We start from the raw sequence: 23,297 nt of genomic DNA on the forward strand, positions 1-23,297 counted from the left end.
TAATTGCTAGAATCTAAAGCTAGGGCCGCTCTCTGCTTGCCAGTCCTACCTATATTTATGATGATCTTGAACAAAGGCTAAATATCGATGATCGTCTGCCCTAATTGCAATCATCCTAACCCTGACGGCGCTGTCCAGTGTGAAGCTTGCTATACACCCTTACCCGCGACTACTAACTGTCCCAGTTGTGGGGCAACTGTGCAGGCAGATGCTGCATTCTGCGGTCAGTGTGGCTATAACCTTCATTCCGCAGGAGTTCCACATGTTCATACTGCGGTAGCTGCAACAGTTACTCCCGATATTCCTGTGGAAGTTCCGCCGTTAGATCCACCCGATCCACTGTTAGAACTTTTACAACCAGATGCTTTGGGAATAAGCGGTTCTACTAATTCCCATCCCTCCGGCTCATCTTTACCACCAACAGAGGTGGCAGTTACCCCAGTAGCTCCGCCACAGGTATCTGTTACAGAAAGCAGCCTCCCAGAACCACCGCCAACCGTTGTAGCTCAACCCGTAGTTTCTGGGCAAAGTATTCCAACTCCACCACCTTTGGAACCAACGCCAGCCTCCGAAGCCGAACTACCCCCGCCAGCAGCAGCATCAACTGCAACTGCTGCCAGAACGCAATTGCAGCAGGTTACAGCGCGGTTAATCCACGTTCAAAGTGATCGGTTAATTGAATTGCCGCAAAATCTCTCTGTGATTCATATCGGCAAGCTCAATGACCGGATTCCCCCTGATATAGATGTTTCAGGATTTCCCAATTCAGAAATTGTCTCGCGGATTCATGCAGATATTCGCGTCGAGGGAGACGCTCACTATGTAGAGGATGTGGGAAGTTCCAATGGCACCTACATTAATAATTTGCCGCTCTTACCGGGGAATCGTCACCGCTTGCGACCAGGCGATCGCATCAGCTTGGGTAAAGGAGACTTAATGACATTCCTATTTCAACTTGCTTAACTGATTCTCGATCAATTGTGACATCAGTCTAGGTATTTTCTGCCCATCCTCCGGCATCATTAAAGGAGGATAAACAAATGAACCGCATCAGACAAGCGACGGATAACTATGTTGTTTTTGATAGCGCCATAGTTTACAGCCGTCGCTTTGATGTGCGAATTGTTGCATTGCCCAGCAACCCCACTACCTTAATAATTACACTAGGATAGAGAAAATACACTGTCAGTTTTAGATTCTGAATTTTCCGGAAAATCTAAAATCTAAAATCCAAAATCCAAAATCGAGTGACCTATGAAGGAACCAAGCAAAAATTTTAAACCCTTGCTCACCAAAGAAGCCCCGCCAGTTGTTGAACGTATGGGGCTAACCTGGTTAATTGCAGCAGCGATCGCAACTGCTTTAGTGTGGCAAATACCAGGAGGGGATTATATCTTATACCCATTTACAATCTTGGCAACTTGGTTTCATGAAATGGGTCACGGCTTAATGGCACTTCTATTAGGGGGACAGTTTCAAAAGTTGCAGATTTTTAGCAATGGTTCCGGTGTCGCAACTTATGGCATCCGGCCGTTATTGGGGCCACTTGGCCCAGCAATGGTCGCAGCAGCAGGACCAATGGGGCCGCCTCTTGCCGGTGCAGCTTTGATTCTGGCTTCCCGCAGTTTTAGAGCAGCTACCCTCTGTTTAAAAATATTAGGGAGTTTTTTGCTGTTTTCCACATTAATTTGGATACGTTCCTGGTTTGGATTGGTGGCAATTCCCTTACTGGGTTTAATAATCTTGGGTATCGCCCTGAAAGCACCTCGCTGGGCCCAAGGGTTTGCCATTCAATTGCTGGGTGTACAAGCTTGTGTGAGTACGTACCATCAACTTGATTATCTATTTAGTCAGTCTGCTGGCCCCCTTGGACTCTCTGATACAGCGCAAATGCAGCGGTATTTGCTTTTACCTTACTGGTTTTGGGGCGGTTTGATGGCGATCGCATCTCTGGTGATTTTAGTCCAAAGTCTCCGCGTTGCCTATCGTTCAAAATGAATATGCTCCCTTAGCGATCGCCAAGCATTACTTAAACTGACGGTTGAGCGCGAATTTCATTTGCACAAGGACGACCCTGTTCAAGATCAGCAATATTAGCAACAGTTGTTTCGGCAATATTGTAAAGAGCTTCTACTGTAAAAAAGGCTTGATGTCCGGTAATAAGTACATTGGGGAACGTTGTCAGACGTTGGAAAATATCATCTTGAATAATTTCGCCAGACAAATCTTCAAAGAACAATTCCGATTCTTGTTCGTAGACATCCACACCGAGATAGCCAATCTTACCAGACTTCAATCCCTCAATTACTGCTTGGGTATCAATCAGCGCTCCTCGGCTAGTGTTAATTAGCATCACGCCTGACTTAATCTGTTTTATAGCCTCAGCATTAATCAAGTGATGCGTTTCGGGAATCAGGGGGCAATGCAGAGAGATAATATCGGAGTTGGCAAATAACTCAGGTAGTTCTACATACTTTCCACCTAGCGCCTCCAATTCTGGATTGTGATAAACGTCATAGGCGAGTAAGTTACAGCCAAACCCCTTCATAATCTTTCCTAAAATCAGACCGATTTTGCCAGTGCCGACAATCCCCACTGTGCGCTCATGCAAATTAAATCCCAACAGTCCATCTAGAGAAAAATTGCTTTCTCGGACACGGTTATAGGCACGATGAATTTTTCGATTCAAGCTTAAAATCAATCCTACAGCATGTTCTGCTACTCCGTAGGGTGAATAGGCGGGAACACGCACAACAGTAATTCCTAAATCCGCTGCGGCTTGTAAGTCTACATTGTTAAACCCTGCACAGCGAAGGACAACCAGCCGAGTTCCCCATGAGGCGAGAAGCTCTAAAGTTGGGGCATCAACCTGGTCATGCACAAATACGCAAACCGTCGGAAATCCGGCGGCGAGGATAGCAGTATCCCGATTTAAACGGGGTTCAAAAAACACTAATTCGTGTTGGGTGAGAGAATTTGCAGCTGACAAAAAATGTCGATCATAGACTTTTGTACTGAAGACTGCTACTTTCATGCAAAACCTCAAGCTGTATGCTGCATGGTATTCGACTACATAATACCTTGGCAGTTAGAGAAGCGATGTCTATGATGGGCTATTGGGCATCACAGCTTTGAACATTGCCAGTCTTCAGGATTGCTATTAGTGTAAGCGATTCAATTTTCTCCGTGAGTACTAAACTCAGACGTTTCGCTCGAAAATTAAGTGTTAATTATGCTTCATACCCAATAAATAATTAAGGTAGATGACTGACTTTTGGCTGCTCGAAGTAGCCATACATCACCTGAGAAACTTGACGAATAAAATCCCTAGCTCTATTATCATTATTCGGTCTTCTGACAAAAATTCCTGCTAAATAACGCTTACCTGATGGCGTTTCAATGATACCTGCATCCCCTAGCACAAACCGCAGAGTACCTGTTTTATGAGCAATATTTGCACCATAACCTAAGCCAGATGGGAGCAATGTTCTATTGTGACAATGAATCATAATACCTAAAACTTGGGATTGACTTGTCATCGAAATTAACTGATTATTTGTAATCAAAGCTGACAGTCGTACCAAGTCTTTTGCACTAGTTTTATTAGTTCCTTTAAAGTCTCCTAGCAGACTGTGAATTACAGTGCTTTGCAATCCCCAACGGTGAAACTTTTGATTTAATTTAGATACACCACCTAAACGGTCAATAATCATGTTTGTAGCAGTGTTATCACTAATAGTCATCATCTTAGTTGCAGTTTGCAAGAGACTAAGCTTAGTTCCTACTCGTTGATACTGCATATCTCCAGAACCGCCAGTGACATGTTTGCGTTGCATCACTAAAGTTTCACCTAGTTTGATTCTCCCTGCATCTACTTCTTGAAACAAAGCAATCAAAATAGGATACTTAATTGTGCTAGCAGCAGAAAAAGCTTTATCACCATTAAAACTAAAATAATCCCCAGTTTGTAAGTCCATAAAAAACATTCCAGGAGTGAGGAATCTATAGCGCTCCATTAATGCTTTAATAGGAGTTTTTAGCTCTGATATCTCGCGTCCCAGAGGAACTATACCAGTGAATTTAGAAGTATTTATTGGGTTGACAGGATCGCTTAAAGGAACCGGAGGAATAAATTGAAGTTTTGGTAGTTGTAAATTATATTGATTTGCACTCCAGTCATTTACGTTGCTAACTTGATTCGTGTTGGGATTCGCTTTTACTGGAGATGACAGTAAAAGAATACTTGTAAGGCTCAGTAAGAACCAGCGTAGTTTCATGCAGTGCTGTGAAGATAGTGTTGGATTTATTTACAGAGATTTTCCAAAGGAGTTAATCAAATCCGGATTGATTGACATATTAATCCCTAAAATATCCCATGTCAAGAGAGATTAATAACACATTACTTAGAATATTGAAAACAAGAATTGTGACAAAAAAGCACAAGGTTGAATATCGAAAATATGCATAGAGTACATCAATTAATTATGTATTTATACAGATATCAATAGATTATGATTACTGTTTTAATTTCGCTAGCAATGATTTATACATGGCGAGAGATAAAAAAAGCACTTGCAGTGAAACCAATTAAAAAATATAAAATAAAGACTACAAAATGACTGATGCTCATTGGTTTTTGAGGATTTTCTCACTGTTCTAAAAGTTCTACAGGAGATTTATCTGCAACAAGTTGGCTGTTTATTTCGGAGGTCATCTTAGAGGCTGTTTGAAAAGTATTTCTGGTACTCTAAAATTTAGCCCCCCCTTCCCTGCAAGAGAATGGGGATTTCAAAGCCTCTCAGGAGTGAGAGAGAGGAATGTAAGTAAAGTTTTTAGTATACTTTATGACTTTTCAAACATCCTCTTAGTTAACCTGATGAATTGCTAACTGCCAAAGTTGAATTTCATAACAGAGATGGTTATCAAAAATGGTGCGTGCTGCTAACCCCTCGACAATCGGCTTTTCCAGCCAGCGTTTGAATGCTAAACGACCGATCGCGTGTAATGGTGGGAGTGCGATCGCTACAACATCCGCAATATATTTGATGGTAGTCAGCCCAAAAGTTCGGAAGTTATCAACACCCAAGTCAATCGTCGGTGCAATTTGGCTGGAAATGTCTTCAGTCTTAATTAACTTGAATCCAGCTTTTATCAACACTGCTTGAAGCTCACTAACGACATGACAATTAGAAAAAATGCCCTTTCGATATCCAGCATCAGAGCGCATCATATCCGCAAGCAGTAGGTAGCCACCACTACTCAATAAACGAGCCGCACCTTGAGCCAAATCGTCAGCAGCAATATATTGGCTGCTTTCACTGAACAGAACTAAGTCGTAGGAGTGTGAAGTGTGAAAATCTTCAAATCTCGTTAAGTAGAAAGGTACTTGAGAGTTGGTATTCTTGATAAACTTCTCTTGTTGAAGTACATCGGGTGCTAATCCCTCAACAGTGAAACCGCGTGAGCACAAATATGCTGCGTTCCCACCGATACCACAACCTACGTCAAGCACAGTTTTTGTATCCTCTGGAATAAAACTCAAAAGCTTGGCTGCATAAGCAACTTGCGCCGCACGCAGGCGAGTTACAGTCAATTCTTCACCAGCAGTAGGTAGTGGCTCCCAATACCCATAATGGAGATAGGAGGAATCTGTGATTCCCATGTAATAATCTATCGCCGCATTTTGATAGCGAGTTGGTTTAGGAATGTTGATTGATTTTGACTTGAGCATTGATGAATAAAGTAAGTTTTAGGGTATTTGACTTGGTTGAAATTCTGACCAACGTTTGCAAACTTTTTCGTAGCAATCGGGTGGAGTAGTTTTCAGTTGGTGTAAAAAACTGACCTCAGTCAGAGGATCGGCCTTCTCAACAAGACGCTGCGCCAACACCACCATAATAATATTGTCTGGGTGTCATTGACTCACTGGGTAATTGCATCAACCACGATAATGAGAAATGTCTTGGGCTTGCGCGTTACCGGAGCATTCCGTTACACAAAAAAAGCGATAATGTTATAGTAGTATAGGAAATACGCTAAAATTTCCGTTACTTCATGGCATTTGAGTATACAATAGATACTCAAATCTGTAAATAAATAGCTGGAGAGGTGTCCGAGTGGTTGATGGTGACGCACTCGAAATGCGTTTTGGGGAAACCCAACGGGGGTTCAAATCCCCCCCTCTCCGTTTTTCTTTATTTTGTAAGCATTTCAATTATTTAAGCTTAAAGTTATCTGGTTTAATTGGTTTAAGTTATGTAACTATAGTTAAATAATAAGTATATACAATGTTATATTTATTATTGACATAAGATTTAAAATATTATATAAATTCCGAACTATTATAAATATTAATTTCTTCAATATTATTGGGCTGAATAATCATATTGCTTTGATATTTTTGGCTAATTTTGTTATAAGTTTTAGTCAATAAATCTATAAAAATTTCGTTTACTAATTCGTGGGCGCTAATATTTTCATCTATACCGAAACAGACTTTCACTTATGGGCGACTGCATAATTTTTCAGTTAATTCCTTTACAAACTCAGAGGTTGTTTTAAAAGTGATTGGCTGTGATTTTAATTGAGTTATTACCCCCCTTTATAAGGGGAGAAACCAGAAAATATAGTTCCCTTCCCTTTATAAGGGGAGGGTTAGGGTAGGGTAAACAAATATTTGATCCATCAATCATGACTTTTCAAACATTCTCTCAGATATTGATCTAAGGCATTAGAACTTTGAGTTTTTTTGGGGTAAACTAATGCCATCGTGTGAGGAGTGAACAATGGCTAATCACAGCATGGGGAGAGTGCTCTCATTTAGTTTTATCAGCATCTGTTTATATCTGGGTATTAGTGTAGGAGTCATTATCCGGCTTGGGCAATCACAGCGATTAAACGCTGCTACTACACCTACCAAGCCTGTGAAATTTCCATTACCTATCCCTGAACTTACGCCATCAACAACAAAACAACAAACCTTTCCAGACACTATTACCATCAAAGCCGTTGGAGATATTATTCCCGGCACTAATTTTCCTAATTATAGATTACCCCGTTTTCGAGATCAATTATTACCAAAGTCAGTGAGAACTCAGTTGCAAGGATCTGATATCTTATTTGGTAACTTTGAAAGTAGCTTAACTAATTATCCCTACACTGCCAAAGATATTAGTAATGGACAAGTATTTGCCTTTCGCTCCCCACCTGCATATGCCCAGCTATTTGCTGAAGCTGGTTTTAATGTGTTTAATATGGCGAATAACCATGCAATGGACTTTGGCACAGTAGGATTTAAAGATACAAAGAAAAATCTTGAGGCTGTGGGCATTGCAACATTAGGTCATAAAAATCAAATTCTCTATTTAGAAGCTAACAATATCTCTGTGGCAATGATCGGGTTTTCTCCTTATGAAATTTATAATTCCATCCATAATTTAGGAGTAGCCCAAAAACTCGTAGCAGAAGCCAAAAAGAAAGCCAACATTATAATAGTATCGATGCACGCTGGCGCCGAAGGAACGGCGGCACTACAAGTTAAGAATCAGGCAGAGTTTTTTTATGGAGAAAATCGAGGTAATTCGATCAAGTTTGCTCGAAATATGATTGATGTGGGAGCAGACTTAGTACTTGGACATGGCCCTCACGTTCCGAGAGCGATGGAAATCTATAAAGGAAAAATCATTGCCTATTCTTTAGGAAACTTTCTGGGATACCGGACTTTATCTACAAATGCCCAGACGGGTGACTCAATGATTTTAGAAGTTAAACTCAACCCAGCGGGAAATTTGGTATCAAGTAAAATTATTCCTGTTCGGATGGATAGGCAGGGAATCCCTCATATTGATCAGCGTTTTCAGACTGTAAGACTTATGCGTTATTTGAATAATCAAGCTTTTCCCAAGAATCCGGTGAAAATTAATAAGAAGGGGGAAATTGTTGTAGGCAATATCAAATAAAGAACCCTTTAATTGTTATCATCTCCCAATTTTTCCGGAAATTTCTCATTTTGAGGTTGACTCTGAATCGGTGAATTTGGTGTTTCCTGTGTTGGTACTACTACACCAGAAGGATCTGACTGTTTGGATTCGGTTGACGGTGCTGTTGGTATAACCACAGGATGTGATCGATTTAGAGGCTGAGGGGAGGCAGAATTTTGCTTAAAAACAGGTGAGTTATTTTGTGGCAATGGTGCCGGGGAAGCATTACGAGATGACCGGATCGCCCGTAGTTTCTCTACTAGCGAGGGTGTAGGTGAAACCTTAGGTAAAGGTGCGGATTGTTCCAAATCACGCCGTTGTGATTCTCCTGTAGGGTTGCTGGGAGTTTCTGGCGGGGAAGAACGACGATTACGCCGCCGCTGCTTGGAATTAGAAACAGGTGCTGATTCAGTTCTTGAGGTGGTGTTAGTCTGTTCACCATTCTCGAAGCTAGGTACTTTCGCGGCTGGCTTTTGAGTTGGCTGTTCAAAAAGCGGTTTTACGGTTGGCTGCGGCTGAGATTTGGGTAAGATTCTAGTGATGCCAAAACCTGCTGTAGCGGCAACCAAGGCTACACCTATACCAATGAATATTTTAGATGACCCCAGTTTTTTCGCCACTACAGTCTCCTTGGCGATGCCTGGGTTGGGCTGCACCAACACAGATGGTCTATGAAGGCGATTTTGGGTAGTTTTCCCAATTAATGTTGCCTGTTGGGCAGATAAATTGACAGTTGGCACTGCGTAAGTGGCTAAGGCTTCCGGTGTCATATTCGCCCCATCTCCAGGTAGCAGTTGTAACCACTCAGCAACTGTCGCTGGCCGAAAACGAGACTCCATCGCCATACCGCGCATTACTGCCTGATTGACAGCAGCACTCAAGTGTGGTTGCAGTTCGCGGGGGGAAGGCATTTGCTCGCGATCGCGCAATAATGCTGGTATAGGAACTTGAGCAGTCAACAGGGCATACAAAGTTGCGGCTAAACCATAAACATCCGTGGCGGGTGTGCGCGGCGCTTGCGTTAGGTACTGCTCAATTGGAGAATAACCCTCAGAAACCATACCCGTGTGAGTCTGCCTGACACTGCCATTAAATTCCCTGGCAATGCCAAAATCAATCAGCACTACTTCCTGTGTTCCAAGACGTTGGATGATATTATCTGGTTTGACATCTCGGTGCAGCAAACCGTTGTTGTGTACTACCTGCAAAGCTGCCCCAATTTGCCGGATGTAATGAATTGCTGTGGCTTCTAGCAAAGGTATCCCTGGTAATACAAATGCGTCTGTCAAGGTTTCGCCAGGAATGTATTCCATCACCATGTAAGGCAGTCCAGCTTCAACAAAAAAGTCACTGACTCGAACTATATTTGGGTGGATACACGTAGCTAATCGTCTGGCTTCATCTTGGAATTGGCGCTCAAATTTCGCGAAATCAGGATGTTGTCGCAGCCGTTCATTGATGGTTTTCATCACCACCTCCTGACCCAAATAGCGATGGGTAGCTTTAAACGTAATGCCAAAGCCACCCCGCCCTATTTCTTGAATTAGGGTATATTTTCCATCCTGCAAAATTGTGCCTGCTAACATAGAGAGTCCTGAGTCCTGAGTGAGCAGATTAAGTAGCGAGTTCTGAGTCTTGAGGGATTTCCAAAAAATTTTCCCATATTTTTTACAGGGCAGGGTTTTCGCCTGTCTATCCTACAGGATGATTTAGTTGTTGGAACTCCCTAAGCGGGAAAAACCTCCCCACGATCACAACAGTTTTATCTTTTTCATAGGATAACGCGGGAGTAGAGAAATCCTGAAGGAAAAAACAGACTCAAGTTGTCTTCCACGTCCGTGATGTCAAGCAGGAAACTTGATTCGACATCCTACTTGCTACAACGCCTAAAGACCAACTCACTGACTCGGCTCTAACTACATTAAAAGCGATCGCTTCTATGATTTACAAGTCTGTCTGCAAATTGCTCAAGTCTGAGTTTTGCTGTCTGACTATTAACCATGAGCAAAAAATCAGTAAAATTTTTTAATTACCAAGTTACCTGCTTTTGCAGTTGGAGTAACGGTTTTAGGAGGTGCAGCCGTTGCTTGCTGAGTGACATTGCCAGCAGCTAAAGTAGTTAAAGTAAAAATTGCAGTAGCAGAAACTCGCATAATATTTAATCTAATTAACTGGGAGTTATACCAATTTTTAATTTTGGACTTTCCTGCGGAACGCTACGCGTAGCTTGCTTCCCCGTAGGGGTACGGGGAAGCTCAGTCGAATGATTTTAGATTAAAAGTCTTGAACAAAAGGCTATTCCAGGAATTTTAAACAATACTACGGATGCAAAATTGGTGTTAGTTGTAGGGAAGTAAAGAAATAGGGATAATACTAACTTCCAGCTTCTTCGCCGATTTTCCTATCTATACCTCTTACCCAAACAGACTGTTAATATCGATGTTTTGTTTCTTATGAGTAATGTATCTCACTTATCCCTATCCTCTAACTCCCAAGCTGCAACTTCTCCTTTGCGGTTACTTGTATTAAGTAATGGTCATGGAGAAGATGTAATTGCAGTTCGGATTTTGCAAGAACTCCAACAACAATCAAACCCACCAGAGATATTTGCTTTATCTCTGGTGGGCGAGGGACGTGCTTATCAACAGTTGAATATCCCTCTGATCGGTTCAGTCCGCACTATGCCTTCTGGCGGCTTTATTTATATGGATGGACGCCAATTAGTGCGGGATGTACGCGGTGGTTTATTGCAACTTACCCTCAGCCAGATTAAAGCTGTCCGCCGTTGGGTGAGTTCTCAAAAAAAATTAGGTAATAAAAGAGCAATTTTAGCTGTGGGAGATATTGTCCCGTTATTGTTTGCAACTTTCAGTGGCGCTAATTATGCTTTTGTGGGTACGGCGAAATCTGAATATTATGTGCGGGATGAAGCTGGATTATTACCACGGAAATCCAAAGATGCGCGTTGGGAAAACTTTTCTGGTTCAGTTTACCATCCTTGGGAACGTTGGTTAATGAGTCGTCGCCGTTGTAAGGCAGTGTTCCCTAGAGATACACTGACGACGGAAACATTAAAACAATGGCCAATTCCAGCTTTTAATTTGGGTAATCCCATGATGGATGATTTGCAACCGACCTTTTCACGCCAACAATTTTATAGTCAAAATAGTCAACAGCAAGAGACAGTTCGACCTTTGATGGTGACTCTTCTTCCTGGTTCCCGTCCACCAGAGGCATACACTAACTGGGAAACAATTATGATTGCCGTATCTGCGTTGATGGCAAGTTTCCAGGAGCGAGATTCAGTGTTCTATACTTCTGGCACAGTAGTCTTTTTAGGTGCGATCGCTCCTAATTTAGACTCTAATATTTTATCCCAAACTGTGCAATCCCAAGGCTGGCGCACTCAATCAGCATCTCCTCTCGAAATCTCTGATCCAAATGTCTTGACATTTAAACAAAGGAATGCATATCTATTGCTGACACAACAAGCTTATAATGACTGTCTGCATTTGGGAGATTTAGCGATCGCAATGGCAGGTACAGCCACAGAACAGTTTATCGGTTTAGGGAAACCTGCGATCGCGATTCCCGGTAATGGCCCCCAATTTAACCAGGGCTTTGCTGAAGCTCAAAGTCGTCATTTAGGCTCATCTTTGATTTTAGTCGAGCAGCCAGCAGAAGTTGCCCAAATAGTCCAATCCTTATTCAAAAATCCTGATATTTTGCAAATTATTGCCGAAAATGGTCTACGACGCATGGGTAAACCGGGAGCCGCATTACGCATTGCAGAATGTTTACAGGAACGATTGAGTTAAAGAGGCATTGGGCATGGTTATTGCCCTTGTCCCCTTATCCCCTCATCCCTTACGCCACCAACCCAGAACGTAGGGCCCTAACAGCAGCTTGGGTACGGTCATCGGCACATAATTTATTTAGAATATTACGAACATGGGTTTTCACAGTACCAACTGTAATATAAAGTTTCTCGGCAATTTGCCCATTGCTACACCCAGCTACAATCAACTCTAGGATTTCTAGTTCACGTTGAGTCAGAGGGTATGTTTCTAAAACTTGCTCATATTCTGACGCCAGCGCCTCAATTTTTACAGTCTTCGGCTTGCCAGAGCTTTGGCTCTCTCCAGGAATACCTTGCCGCATCTTCCGCAATACCACGTTGGCAATTGCCGGATCAATCCAAGAGTTACCGCCGTGAGTTGCTTGGATTGCTTCCGTTAATTTACTGATACTTGTTTCTTTCATGTAATAAGAATCAGCACCCGCTGCGAAAGCTGCAAGTACAGCATCCTCTGTATGATCCATTGTCAGGATCAGAATCTTCGTTGTGCCTTGCCCAGTTTCAGCTTGGTAGCGTTTAAATTTACGGGTGAGTTCGATGCCATCCATATCAGGCAAGCCGATATCTACAACAGCTACATCTGGCTTTGCCGTTTCTAAAAGTTTTAATCCTTGGGTAGCATTTGCCGCTTCGCCAATTACTTTCAATGCGCTGTGAGATTGTAATGCCGCTCGTAGCCCCATTCGCGTTAAGTCGTGATCTTCAATTAAAATAATACTAATTTCATTCATAGCTACACTTACTCTTACGCTGTTTGCAATCTTTCAAAGTATTAGCTTTTATAAGCGCTATCTATCTATTTTCCCAAACTAAAGATAGATGATTTTTCAACCAGTCTGCATCCACCGATAGAAATAAGAAACATCTTATATTTTAGTATTTAGATAGAGGACATATCTAGCTGGAGATATATAGATACTTACACAAAAAGTATGAAATATTGAGAATAGTGCAAAATTGCTCCGTTTGCTCAAAATTCAGCTTTTAAGTAGGCAGGCATAATTAAACGCAATGAAAGTCCATATTATATTTATTTACACTCATCCGCTTAGTTCCTATCTTCCATCAGTTAATTACTATTATCTTGTATAAAGCTTTGAAAAAAAGCTGACAAAAATGAACAAATTACAACAGATGGAAGTTCTGATTTTTCACGGGTTCTGAAAAACCTTACTTCCATTCCTCTCTCCTGCTTTTGAGAGGCTTTGAATTTTCCCTAACCCTTGTAGGGTTGGGGCTGGGGGGTTAAGATTTCGCCCTCTTCTTTTCCACATGACCTGAATTATCAGGCTCATTGGTGGACAATTTCAAAAGGAATTCAAGCACAACTACCAAAGGTAATTACTCGTGCCTCCATATGGTGGGAGACTTACGGGCGACAAGTTAGACGCTTCAGCAATCAAAGTGGACAATTAATCTTTTTAATGCTAAAAGGCTTGGAAAGACTTGGTATTCTTTCCAAAGTTCACAAGAAGGTCTGGGGAATTTTTCAAACAGTGGAAGTCCGCGATCGCCAAAAAAATCCTAACACAGGACTGGCGATCGTTCAGAAAATTGTCAAAATTCCAGGAGGTAGGATTACTTCGGATTCACAAATAAATATAGGCAGTACTTTCTCATCTACCTGGCTTAAGCAATATGATGAGTAAAATTACTCAGGCTTATGGTAGACGATAAATGGTATGCAACTCTGACCAATGGGTGACGACGGTCGCTTGCTGACTCATTTACAATTGTTTTAAGCTTAGTAAAGTATTTTATTTTACTTTATATCGGCTCTAACTGTTGTCTTCAGAGCAATAGGTTTCAATTTATTAATTGCTAATTGTTTTAAAACTATTAGTCATTAACTAGGAGTTTAATTGCGATATTCGGGTAAATTAATCAGATTGAGAAGACAACAGACTGAATTCAACCTAAAGATAAATATTGGATATTATACAAAATACTTTAGTTAATCAAGTAAGTGAGAAATTTTAGATGTCCAAAAATCTTATATTTTTTAGTTGGATAATCTCAAAAAAGAAACATCATACATCAACCTATCTTTGGCGGCAAAAATAAAAATTGATGAAACAGACGCTGAAAATTTTGATTGTAGACGATAACGAAGTTGACCGGATGGCATTCCGTGATGCGCTGACTAAAGCAGGTGTTCAAATGGAACTGTTTGAAGTAAGCGATGGCAATGATGCGTTTTCTGCCTTAAGCACTACTGCCTATGATTGTGTTTTCTTCGACTATCGTTTACCAGATCAGCATGGACTGACCTTTATTCAACAGCTACGTTCTTCCAAAATTAAAGTTCCTTCAGTAGTCCTAACTGCTCAAGGAGATGAACAAATTGCTGTGCAATTAATCAAAGCTGGTGCTACAGACTATCTATCTAAGTCTAAGATATCTCCAGAAATGTTGGTACAGGTTTTGCGGAGTGCGATTCGGATTTATTGGGCTGAAACGCAGGCAACTTTGGTAAACCAGCAGCTTAAAGAAAGTCATGAACAACTCATTCATAAGAACCAAGAATTGGAAAGACAACAGCAACAGATTCAAATGCAAAACTTTAAGCTATTGGAGGTATCACAGTTAAAATCACATTTTTTGGCAACTATGTCCCACGAACTCAGAACGCCGATGAATGCGATTATTGGTTTTTCGCAAATATTGTTCCGTTCTAAGTTCGGTCAACTAACGCACCAGCAAGCAGATATGGTTGAGCGGATCTTAAATAATGGGAAGCATTTGCTGATGCTAGTCAATGAAGTTCTCGACTTTTCCAGGTTGGAGGCAGGAAGATTAGACTTAAAGGGGGAAATGTTTGATGTATCAAAGGTAATAAATCTCGCTGTAAATGAAATGCGTTCCCTTGCTGATGCTAAAAATTTATCATTGTTAGTACAAACCGATTTGCAAAATACTTTGGTATTTAATGATCCGGTTCGGCTCAAACAGATTTTAATTAACCTGCTCTCCAACGCTATTAAGTTTACAGAGTCTGGGCAAATTTGGGTTGAGGTTAAAGAACTATCTGCAAGTCGAGTGACAATTGTTGTTCGGGATACAGGTATTGGCATAGCACCCAGAGATTTTAAATGTATTTTTGAAGCATTTCGGCAAATAGATCAAACTATCACTCGTAAATATCCAGGTACAGGTCTGGGTTTGGCAATTATAGATTCGCTGGTGCGAATGATGGGCGGCAAAATTTTTCTTGATAGCACATTGGGAAGCGGTTCAATGTTTAAAATTGAATTGCCGCGTCAAATCACATTATTATCCACTGAAGCAGCCGATGCTCCAGATGTACAGTTAGATGGCGATGATATTTTTAGCAAAGCTAAAAATCCGCATCATTCATCTTTTCAAACCAGGTAAGCAGTAATAGTATCTCCTAAATTTAAACTATAAATTACTTTCAAAAAAACTGATAAAAGTTGATAAATTATGTCTATAGTTGAAAATAATAAAATTTCTCGTATCCTCGCAGTTGATGATACTCTAGATAATCTCATTTTGGTTCAAGCAATTTTAGAAAGTGAGGGCTATGAAATTGATTTGGTTTCAGATGGAATAAAGGCTTTGCGGCAAGTTGAACAATCTCCACCCGATCTGATTCTGTTAGATGTGATGATGCCGGGAATCGATGGTTATGAAGTCACACGTCGGATTCGGAATAACCCAGCAATTAGTTATATTCCAATTTTGTTAATTACTGCCTTTCACGAATCTAGCGTTGTCGAAGGTTTGGATGCTGGTGCTGACGACTTTATTCGTAAACCATTTGATACTGATGAACTACTGGCAAGGGTGCGATCACTGTTGCGTCTCAAGCACAGTCTGGATGAACAACAAAAAATGGCCCGCCAACGGGAAGACTTTGTTTCGCGTCTGACTCATGATTTGCGAACTCCCTTAGTAGCCGCCGATCGCATGTTGAATTTGTTTGAGATGGAAACATTCTGCAAAATTTCGCCGGAAATGAAACAGGCGATCGCAGTCATGATTCGCAGTAACCAAAATTTGATGGAAATGGTGAACACCCTCCTAGAAGTCTATCGCTTCGAGGCAGGTAAAAAAACGTTGAATTGGGAAATATGCGATTTACGTGAGATATCTCAAGAAGTAGTGAGCGAACTAAGTCCTTTAACTAGTGAAAAAGGCTTGACTTTGACAATAGACAGCCGTGAATTAGACGCACTGGGTAAAAACGCTGGTATTATTATGGGCGATCGCTTGGAACTACGCCGGGTGCTAAACAACCTGATCGCAAATGCGATCAAATTTACAGATACAGGAGGCATCACAATCCGCATTTTTGAAACATCACCTCATCCAGGAAATCAAGATTCGGTAACAATCGAGATCCAAGATACAGGATATGGGATTGCGCCAGAAGATCAGGCAACAATTTTCAAGCGATTTCGCCAAGGTAAACATAAACGCTCAGGTAGTGGCTTAGGACTACATTTATCCCATCGGATTGTAGAAGCGCACGCAGGAACTATCCAGGTCACCTCTGAACTAAGTAAAGGTAGTTTGTTCACTGTGCAACTACCTAAAAACACTTAAGTTTTCTTTTTCATCCAACGAGTTATAGTTGCTTGATCACGTATAAAGGTTCAGAAGCGCGATCGCTTTCACTCTTGAAAAATAAATTAAACGATAAATCTGATTCTTTCGTTAATACATTAACAAATATTTTTGTCAATAGTAACAGAATAAATGCGATCGCTGTAACTTACATCCAAACCTTGCCGCTCTAAAGCACGCAGGAGACGTTTCAGATTTTTTGGCTGCATAAAAATTCCAAATAGAGCCTTAAAAAAGACTCTTTGTTGTGAAGAGATAAGGAGACTTGGGTTCAGCAGCCGCGTATCGAGTAGTGCGGAAGGTTATTTTCCCATAACTGTGGGGAAAACAACAGGTTATATAGCCGAATGGCACTAAGAAAAGCCGAAAAGCTTGTGTAACCTTTTTCCCAGTCTGAAGACTGGGAACGAGTTCCAAGAGGCTCTGCCTCTGGTCAACAAAGAGGAGGCGGAGCCTCTCACAATGGTTTCCCAGCCTGGAGGCTCTTAACGAGGCAACACAAGACTTTGGACTTATCTTAGTGCCATTCGGTTATATAGCCTTAATAACACATACTTGTATCCGAAGACAAGTGTTTTGTAGTATTTTGTATTTTTAGCGATTTCTGTACTACGTCTGTAAAGAAATTTGAAGTTTAGCTAAAAACTTTTAAAAATCTCTAGACTCTCCAGCCGGCTAGAGAGTCTAGGATGAATTCAAGGCGACTTTCTTTCCAGTTATTTCTGACTGTTGACGGTTGTCCCTTAGTCATCCAGTTTGATCTGGCTAGGTTGTTCATTTTATCCCGTAAATCTATGACTCTCCAACTTACAGTTCCCAATATGGCTTGTTCTGCTTGTGCAGGCACCATCACCAAAGCACTTCAGGCAGTCGATGCCAACGCCAGCATTCAGGCTGATCCGACAACCAAGCTTGTCAGTGTAGAAACTCAAGCATCAGAAACAGCAATTAAGGAAGCGTTGGCTGCTGCTGGCTATCCAGTTGCTTAAAGAAAGGGGATTGGGGGCTGGGGACTGGGTACTGGGAGATTCGAGGTTTTGAAGTGAATGAACGAGTCCCTAATCCCCAATCCCTAATCCCTAATTCCCAATCCCTAATCCCTAATTCCCAACATGGATACTCTCACACTCAAACTTCGAGGCATGAGTTGCGCCGCTTGCGCCAACAACATCGAAAAGGCAATTCGCTCTGTTCCTGGGGTGATTGACTGCAACGTTAACTTTGGAGCCGAACAAGCCGCCATCAATTACGATCGCTCTCTAGCTAATTTAGAGAAAATCCAAGCTGCGATAGATGCTGCGGGGTACTCTTCCTACTCATTCCAGGAAGAAATGCTCTCTAAAGAAGATGATGCCGAGATTGCGAGTAGGCAAGCATTACAACGCCAACTCTCCCTCAAGGTAGTGGTGGGAGGTGTAATCAGCATTTTCCTACTTTTGGGGTCGTTGCCCATGATGACTGGGCTGAACTTCCCCTTGATTCCAAGCTTCCTGCAAAATCCTTGGGTAGAGTTAGTGCTGACAACACCCGTCGTGTTCTGGTGTGGTGGATCTTTTTATCGGAATGGCTGGAAAACCCTCAAGCGCCATACGGCGACAATGGACACGCTGATTGCTTTGGGTACAAGTGCAGCGTATCTATATTCATTGTTTGTCACTGTTTTCCCGAAATTTTTTATTGCTCAGGGCTTGATACCTCATATTTATTATGAAGTTGCCGCGATTGTCATTACCTTAATTTTGTTGGGACGGTTATTGGAAAATCGCGCTAAGGGGCAAACTTCTGAAGCCATCCGCAAACTCATTGGACTGCAAGCTAGAGATGCCAGAGTTATCCGTGATGGTAAGGAAATTGATGTTCCCATTGCCGAAGTCAGAATCAACGATGTGATTTTGGTGCGTCCTGGTGAAAAAATTCCGGTAGATGGCGAAGTGATTACAGGCGCTTCGACGGTAGATGAAGCGATGGTGACGGGTGAAAGTTTGCCAGTCAAAAAGCAACCAGGAGATGAAGTGATTGGGGCAACGATTAACGGTGCGGGTGCATTTCAATTTCGGGTGACACGAGTCGGAAATGATACATTTTTAGCTCAAATCGTCAAATTAGTGCAACAAGCCCAAGGTTCTAAAGCCCCAATTCAGCGCTTGGCAGATCAGGTGACAGGATGGTTTGTCCCAGCTGTGATTGCGATCGCGATCGCCACTTTCATCATTTGGTTTAACTTCACTGGTAACCTCACCCTAGCAACAATGACAACGGTGGGTGTATTGATTATCGCTTGTCCTTGTGCTTTGGGTTTAGCTACCCCCACTTCTGTAATGGTGGGGACGGGCAAAGGTGCAGAAAATGGCATCTTGATTAAGAGTGCAGACAGCTTAGAACTAGCACACAAAATTCAAACCATCGTTCTAGATAAAACTGGCACTTTGACTCAGGGGAAACCTACAGTTACAGACTTTGTAACTGTCAACGGTACAGCTAATGGTAATGAAATCAAGCTTTTACAGTTAGCAGCAACGGTGGAACGCAATTCTGAGCATCCTTTAGCATCAGCAGTGGTGAAATATGCCCAGTCTCAAGAGGTGAGTTTAATAGAGGCAAAGAACTTTCAGGCTAACGCAGGTAGTGGTGTCCAAGCAGTTGTTTCAAATCAGCTTGTGCAAATTGGTACACAACGCTGGTTAACAGAACTTGGAATTAACACCATCAGTCTCCAGCAGTATAAAGATGCATGGGAAGCGGTTGGTAAAACAGTCATTTTGATTGCAGTAGATGGCGAACTACAAGGAATAATGGGTATTGCTGATGCCCTCAAACCTTCATCCACAGCAGTAGTGAAAGCTTTACAGAAGTTAGGTTTAGAAGTAGTAATGCTCACTGGAGACAATCGTAAAACTGCTGATGCGATCGCTCTGCAAGTTGGCATCCAGCGAATCTTTGCCGAAGTCCGTCCAGATCAGAAAGCGGCGATTATCCAATCTCTTCAGAAAGGGGGACTGGGGACTAGGGACTGGGGACTAGGGAAAATTCTTCCCAATACCCAATCCCCAGTACCCAATACCCACTCCATTGTCGCAATGGTAGGTGATGGCATAAATGATGCACCAGCCCTAGCACAAGCTGATGTGGGAATTGCTATTGGTACGGGAACAGATGTAGCGATCGCAGCTAGCGATATTACCCTAATTTCTGGAGATTTACAAGGAATTGTCACAGCAATTCAACTGAGTCGTGCCACTATCAATAATATCAGGCAAAATCTCTTCTTTGCCTTTATTTACAACGTTATTGGTATTCCAATTGCGGCTGGAATTCTATTCCCCATCTTTGGTTGGTTACTCAATCCAATTATCGCCGGAGCTGCGATGGCTCTTTCTTCGCTCTCTGTTGTTAGCAACGCTCTACGATTGCGTAACTTTCAACCAAAAACTATCTCATGATTGCAGGTTAATTTAGGAAATGTTCAGTAAAAAAATGCTTTGGGGAAGCCTTACAGCTTTAGTGCTTCTCACCGGAACATCAGGTGTAACATTAGCAGAAATCCCAGCCCACTTGTCAGAGCAAACCAGCCAATTTCATCGTATTGAGCAACCTTTGGGCTTGAAAGTTGGTGTTGCGATCGGTGGTTTAGCCTTAATTGGACTAGAGTTGTGGTGGTTCCTTTTCTATAAAAGTTCTGAGTCGTGAAAGGATTTCTTAAAAGTCGTTAGTGATGTATCAAAAACTTTTAGATTCCCCCTAGCCCACCTAAAAAAGGCTACGGTGTATACACAAGTCTGAAATAGCTTACCACCTGGTTTTTTACGTCAGTTTTATCCCACCCTAACCCTCCCCGATGGATTGGGAGGGAACAAGATTTCTTATTTCCCCCCTTTATAAGGGGGGATTAAGGGGGGTAATTCGACTTGTGTATACACGCTTAAAAAAGGGGGGAACTGGAGTTCAAAGTTATGAATAAATTAGGACTTATGCACGCGAGCATCTCAAATGTGTAAAAACATAATTTGTCATTGTGAGCATAACGCTTTATTCACAATGACTTGTAAAGATTTTGGTAAATTTGCTTGCATTGGGATGCTCCCTTATCCACTTTACAAATTAATCATGGTATGGATTTACCATCCATAGCTTATTTCAGGCTTTTATTAATCATTCTTTGATGGTAAATTGAGATGCTCCCGTTGCTCCAGAACTTGGGGATTTTGCCCCAAGTCTGAGCAAGCTTGATTTTGTGCAGTTTCACAAAAAATTAATATCAGCACTGAGTGGTGTTTTGGATAATGGGACAAATTGTGTCTTTATGCTGTCTGCCATTATTCTTCCAGCCTGACAGTAATCCATCTATTTCAGACCGTAAAGTTAACAACTGATCGATTTGGTGATCAATTTGTAAGAGCTTGTTTTCAAGCTTTTCTTTAATTTCACCACAGGGAGCTTGTCCTTGGTCATAAACCTGAAGAATATTTCCAATCTCCTCTAAGCTAAGACCAAGATTTTGTGCCCTTTTAATGAAAGCTAGACGAGTCAGCACATCCAATGAAAACTGGCGGAAGCCTCCCTCTGTTCGTCTTGATGATTTGAGTAAACCTAAACTCTCGTAATACCGAATTGTCCTGATGGGGATTCCGCTTATATCTGTTACCTGACCAATCAAAAGCAGTTTCGTCTCCTGAGTTAACACGGCAGATTTTCCCAAATATTGTAATTATTATGACATATTTTCCTAATTTATTAATTAACTTGAGAGTTTAGCAAAATGTTGGCATCAGTAGTTGAAATTTTTATCTAATTAAAAATTTTACTAATTCACTACAAACCTTTAATAATTTCCGCTGATTTACTTAAATTTAACATTTTTATTTAATAAAGTTAACTTAAAATTTTACCTTTATAATTTTATCTATTGATAGGGTAACTGTTTGTCATGGTACTGAAAGTAACTGTTTTTTTTTAGTTTGCATGTTATTTCTAAATTAACTGCTTCACCTCAAGTGAAACTATAAAAATGAATCTCAACTCGCAGACTTTTAGCTCAACTCGTAAACCTAAAATTTTCAATAATCCAGAGCGTTTTATTGAAGGATGGTATTGGCTAATACCCTCTCGAAATCTGCGGGTGGGTGAAGTAAAACCTGTCACGATTTTGGGCAGAGAATTAGCGATTTACCGTGGTAAAGACGAAAGAGTAGTTACCTTTGATGCCTACTGTCCGCATATGGGCGCTCACCTTGCTGAAGGCAAAGTTGAGGGTAATGCACTACGTTGTTTTTTCCACCACTGGAAGTTTGATGCTGAAGGTATGTGTATTGATATCCCATGTTTAGATGCGCCACTTTCCCTAAAGTTACAAACTTGGCCTACTGCTGAAAAGTACGGGATGATTTGGATTTGGACTGGAGAAATACCACAACAACCCCTACCTTTTGTTCCAGAGTTAGAAGAAAAAGAGTGTGATGTTGCTATTACTTCCCATTTTGTGATGAACTGTCATCCGAATGTGGTAATGATTAATGCAATCGATGCTCAACACCTCAATACAATTCACAAACTGCCAATAGAAGTTATTTTTCAAAGACAGGAACTGAACGAGAATGCTATTATCTTCAGTAACATTACACCCATCAAAAACAATTCGTCTTTCATTAAGCTCATCCGTCTTTTCTACAAAAATGCCATAACTTACAGTATTTGCTATTGGTACGGCAGCATTGGCATTGTGACAGTTGGGCCCGATTTCTTCCATATTCATATGATGGTTGCAGTTCGCCTCCACGAAGGGGGAAAAACTGAAGGTCAAATCTTGTTGATGACCAAAAAACGTAAAGGAATTTTTGGTTGGTTATGCAATCGAGTTGTGCTATGGCTAACTAAGATTACAGCTAAGTACTTTCTCATGGGTGACATTAAAATTGTCCAAACAATTCAGTTTGATTTGAAAACTCCCATCAAAGCAGATCAGTCAATCATGCAGTTTATTAACTATGTTGAAAAACAGCAATCCCTAATGTGGGGGACTTGGCAAGAAGCGCGATCGCGCGATGTGGAGAGCAAGCCCAAGCGTGAGAGATGGCAAGATACAATGAGTAATGATTAATATCATGTCTATATGACCAGAATTTTGTCAGACTGCCTGGAGAGTACAAAACTGTAGTTTAACAGGCTAATTATTTTATGGTCAATTAAACGGACATGATATAACAACTAATAAAAGTTAAAAGTTCAACAAATTACTTTTAACTTTTAATTTATTTTTTTCCTGGGCTACCAAATTAATAAAAAGAAGTGGCAAAGCCACTTCCTAATTCCCAGGTAGAACCTAAGTCATGAGTATAACCATTACAAAGAATTTAAATAGTATAAACAAACACCAATTAACTGAATATCTCTATTTTCCTTGTTTTCTAGGTGGGGAAATCCTGATTTCCATCTGCCAAATAACTGTATATTTACATAAGTCTCATGATTGCAATGCAGACTCAATTTTATCCAGTTCATCGCCAAGATGTGCCAGTTTTGCCTCTTCATCAAGAAGCTGCTGTTCTAATTGAAACTTAACGGCGGTACCAGCCTCAATTGCTACAGCTTTCTTCATCTGCTTTAACTTCTCGCTGCGGATGTCAAATTCTGCTTGAAGTGCGTCTAGTTTTTGTTGCGATTGCCGTCGCCCTCCAGCAGTTAAGCTAGTAGAAATTGGACTAATTTCAATAGTTGCTGCTTCACCAGGTAAGAATTTACTTCCACCTGCGTAATAGCAAAGCGGAAAATTATCGCTTAAATCCAGCACTTTATTTACAAACGGGTGCTGCGGTCCTGATGCTCCCACGAACTACCTATCAATAACTGGGGGGTGCGCCGCAGATGCACTCCCC

20 protein-coding genes and 1 tRNA gene are annotated in these 23,297 nt (G+C 41.3%); 13 read left to right on the forward strand and 8 right to left on the reverse strand.

All coding sequences use genetic code 11. The features are described 5' to 3' along the window. The first annotated feature begins 87 nt into the window (after positions 1–87). From V7K35_RS28725 to V7K35_RS28735, 3 genes are all read left to right on the forward strand, one after another. On the forward strand, positions 88–963 hold the full coding sequence (locus V7K35_RS28725) for an FHA domain-containing protein (RefSeq protein WP_335083780.1): 876 nt from the start codon (positions 88–90) through the stop codon (positions 961–963). Positions 964–1,040: 77 nt separating this feature from the next. Beyond that, positions 1,041–1,172, forward strand: a complete 132-nt coding sequence (locus V7K35_RS28730) for a hypothetical protein (RefSeq protein WP_334792660.1) — start codon at positions 1,041–1,043, stop codon at positions 1,170–1,172. A gap of 82 nt (positions 1,173–1,254) precedes the next feature. Continuing rightward, positions 1,255–1,998 carry a M50 family metallopeptidase gene (locus tag V7K35_RS28735; RefSeq protein ID WP_335083781.1) on the forward strand — a complete coding sequence of 248 codons (744 nt, stop codon included), beginning with the start codon at positions 1,255–1,257 and terminating at the stop codon, positions 1,996–1,998. Positions 1,999–2,029: 31 nt separating this feature from the next. Here V7K35_RS28735 and V7K35_RS28740 read toward each other — a convergent pair whose 3' ends face one another. The 3 genes from V7K35_RS28740 to V7K35_RS28750 form a co-directional block, all read right to left on the reverse strand. After that, positions 2,030–3,034 carry a 2-hydroxyacid dehydrogenase gene (locus V7K35_RS28740; RefSeq protein WP_335083783.1) on the reverse strand — a complete coding sequence of 335 codons (1,005 nt, stop codon included), beginning with the start codon at positions 3,032–3,034 and terminating at the stop codon, positions 2,030–2,032. 220 nt (positions 3,035–3,254) lie between these two features. Then, positions 3,255–4,277, reverse strand: coding sequence for a serine hydrolase (locus tag V7K35_RS28745; RefSeq protein WP_334792664.1), 1,023 nt, complete (start codon positions 4,275–4,277; stop codon positions 3,255–3,257). A 587-nt stretch (positions 4,278–4,864) separates the two neighbouring features. Next, entirely contained in the window at positions 4,865–5,731 is an 867-nt protein-coding gene (locus tag V7K35_RS28750; RefSeq protein WP_335083785.1) for a class I SAM-dependent methyltransferase, read from the reverse strand. A gap of 371 nt (positions 5,732–6,102) precedes the next feature. Between V7K35_RS28750 and V7K35_RS28755 the strand changes: the two genes are divergently transcribed. Next, positions 6,103–6,187: transfer RNA gene (locus tag V7K35_RS28755), tRNA-Ser, on the forward strand. 598 nt (positions 6,188–6,785) lie between these two features. Then, positions 6,786–7,958, forward strand: coding sequence for a CapA family protein (locus tag V7K35_RS28760; protein WP_335083787.1), 1,173 nt, complete (start codon positions 6,786–6,788; stop codon positions 7,956–7,958). 8 nt (positions 7,959–7,966) lie between these two features. Here the strand turns inward: V7K35_RS28760 and V7K35_RS28765 are convergent, their stop codons facing one another. Together V7K35_RS28765 and V7K35_RS28770 are read right to left on the reverse strand one after the other, a co-directional pair. Continuing rightward, the gene (locus V7K35_RS28765) at positions 7,967–9,565 is read right to left on the reverse strand and encodes a serine/threonine protein kinase (RefSeq protein ID WP_335083789.1); all 1,599 of its coding nucleotides are present in this window, start codon (positions 9,563–9,565) and stop codon (positions 7,967–7,969) included. A gap of 426 nt (positions 9,566–9,991) precedes the next feature. Continuing rightward, the gene (locus V7K35_RS28770; RefSeq protein WP_335083831.1) at positions 9,992–10,132 is read right to left on the reverse strand and encodes a hypothetical protein; all 141 of its coding nucleotides are present in this window, start codon (positions 10,130–10,132) and stop codon (positions 9,992–9,994) included. Between the two features lie 300 nt (positions 10,133–10,432). Between V7K35_RS28770 and V7K35_RS28775 the strand changes: the two genes are divergently transcribed. After that, entirely contained in the window at positions 10,433–11,797 is a 1,365-nt protein-coding gene (locus V7K35_RS28775) for a lipid-A-disaccharide synthase-related protein (protein ID WP_335083791.1), read from the forward strand. Positions 11,798–11,846: 49 nt separating this feature from the next. On the opposite strand, the gene V7K35_RS28780 is transcribed toward V7K35_RS28775, so the two are convergent. Next, a complete protein-coding gene (locus V7K35_RS28780) occupies positions 11,847–12,569 on the reverse strand; it encodes a response regulator transcription factor (protein WP_334793827.1) in 723 nt (240 codons plus the stop codon). Positions 12,570–13,262: 693 nt separating this feature from the next. On the opposite strand from V7K35_RS28780, the gene V7K35_RS28785 reads away from it, so the two are divergent. From V7K35_RS28785 to V7K35_RS28810, 6 genes are all read left to right on the forward strand, one after another. Further along, on the forward strand, positions 13,263–13,487 hold the full coding sequence (locus V7K35_RS28785) for a hypothetical protein (RefSeq protein WP_335083793.1): 225 nt from the start codon (positions 13,263–13,265) through the stop codon (positions 13,485–13,487). A 421-nt stretch (positions 13,488–13,908) separates the two neighbouring features. Then, complete coding sequence (locus V7K35_RS28790; protein WP_335083795.1) at positions 13,909–15,213, forward strand: ATP-binding response regulator; 1,305 nt, start codon at positions 13,909–13,911, stop codon at positions 15,211–15,213. 69 nt (positions 15,214–15,282) lie between these two features. After that, on the forward strand, positions 15,283–16,407 hold the full coding sequence (locus V7K35_RS28795; protein WP_335083797.1) for a hybrid sensor histidine kinase/response regulator: 1,125 nt from the start codon (positions 15,283–15,285) through the stop codon (positions 16,405–16,407). A gap of 815 nt (positions 16,408–17,222) precedes the next feature. Continuing rightward, complete coding sequence (locus V7K35_RS28800) at positions 17,223–17,417, forward strand: heavy-metal-associated domain-containing protein (protein WP_273764231.1); 195 nt, start codon at positions 17,223–17,225, stop codon at positions 17,415–17,417. Positions 17,418–17,540: 123 nt separating this feature from the next. Continuing rightward, entirely contained in the window at positions 17,541–19,868 is a 2,328-nt protein-coding gene (locus V7K35_RS28805) for a heavy metal translocating P-type ATPase (RefSeq protein ID WP_335083799.1), read from the forward strand. Positions 19,869–19,887: 19 nt separating this feature from the next. Then, positions 19,888–20,115: a hypothetical protein gene (locus tag V7K35_RS28810; protein ID WP_334793831.1), complete on the forward strand. Its 228-nt coding sequence runs from the start codon at positions 19,888–19,890 to the stop codon at positions 20,113–20,115. A gap of 568 nt (positions 20,116–20,683) precedes the next feature. On the opposite strand, the gene V7K35_RS28815 is transcribed toward V7K35_RS28810, so the two are convergent. After that, on the reverse strand, positions 20,684–21,109 hold the full coding sequence (locus tag V7K35_RS28815; RefSeq protein ID WP_335083801.1) for a heavy metal-responsive transcriptional regulator: 426 nt from the start codon (positions 21,107–21,109) through the stop codon (positions 20,684–20,686). Between the two features lie 324 nt (positions 21,110–21,433). Here V7K35_RS28815 and V7K35_RS28820 point away from each other — a divergent pair, with 324 nt between their 5' ends. Continuing rightward, entirely contained in the window at positions 21,434–22,522 is a 1,089-nt protein-coding gene (locus tag V7K35_RS28820) for an aromatic ring-hydroxylating dioxygenase subunit alpha (RefSeq protein WP_335083803.1), read from the forward strand. Between the two features lie 363 nt (positions 22,523–22,885). Here the strand turns inward: V7K35_RS28820 and V7K35_RS28825 are convergent, their stop codons facing one another. Continuing rightward, positions 22,886–23,251 (reverse strand): hypothetical protein, encoded by a 366-nt coding sequence (locus V7K35_RS28825; protein WP_335083805.1) that lies wholly within the window; start codon positions 23,249–23,251, stop codon positions 22,886–22,888. Positions 23,252–23,297: the final 46 nt, after the last annotated feature.

The organism is Nostoc sp. (assembly GCF_036917275.1).
Lineage (GTDB): Bacteria > Cyanobacteriota > Cyanobacteriia > Cyanobacteriales > Nostocaceae > Nostoc.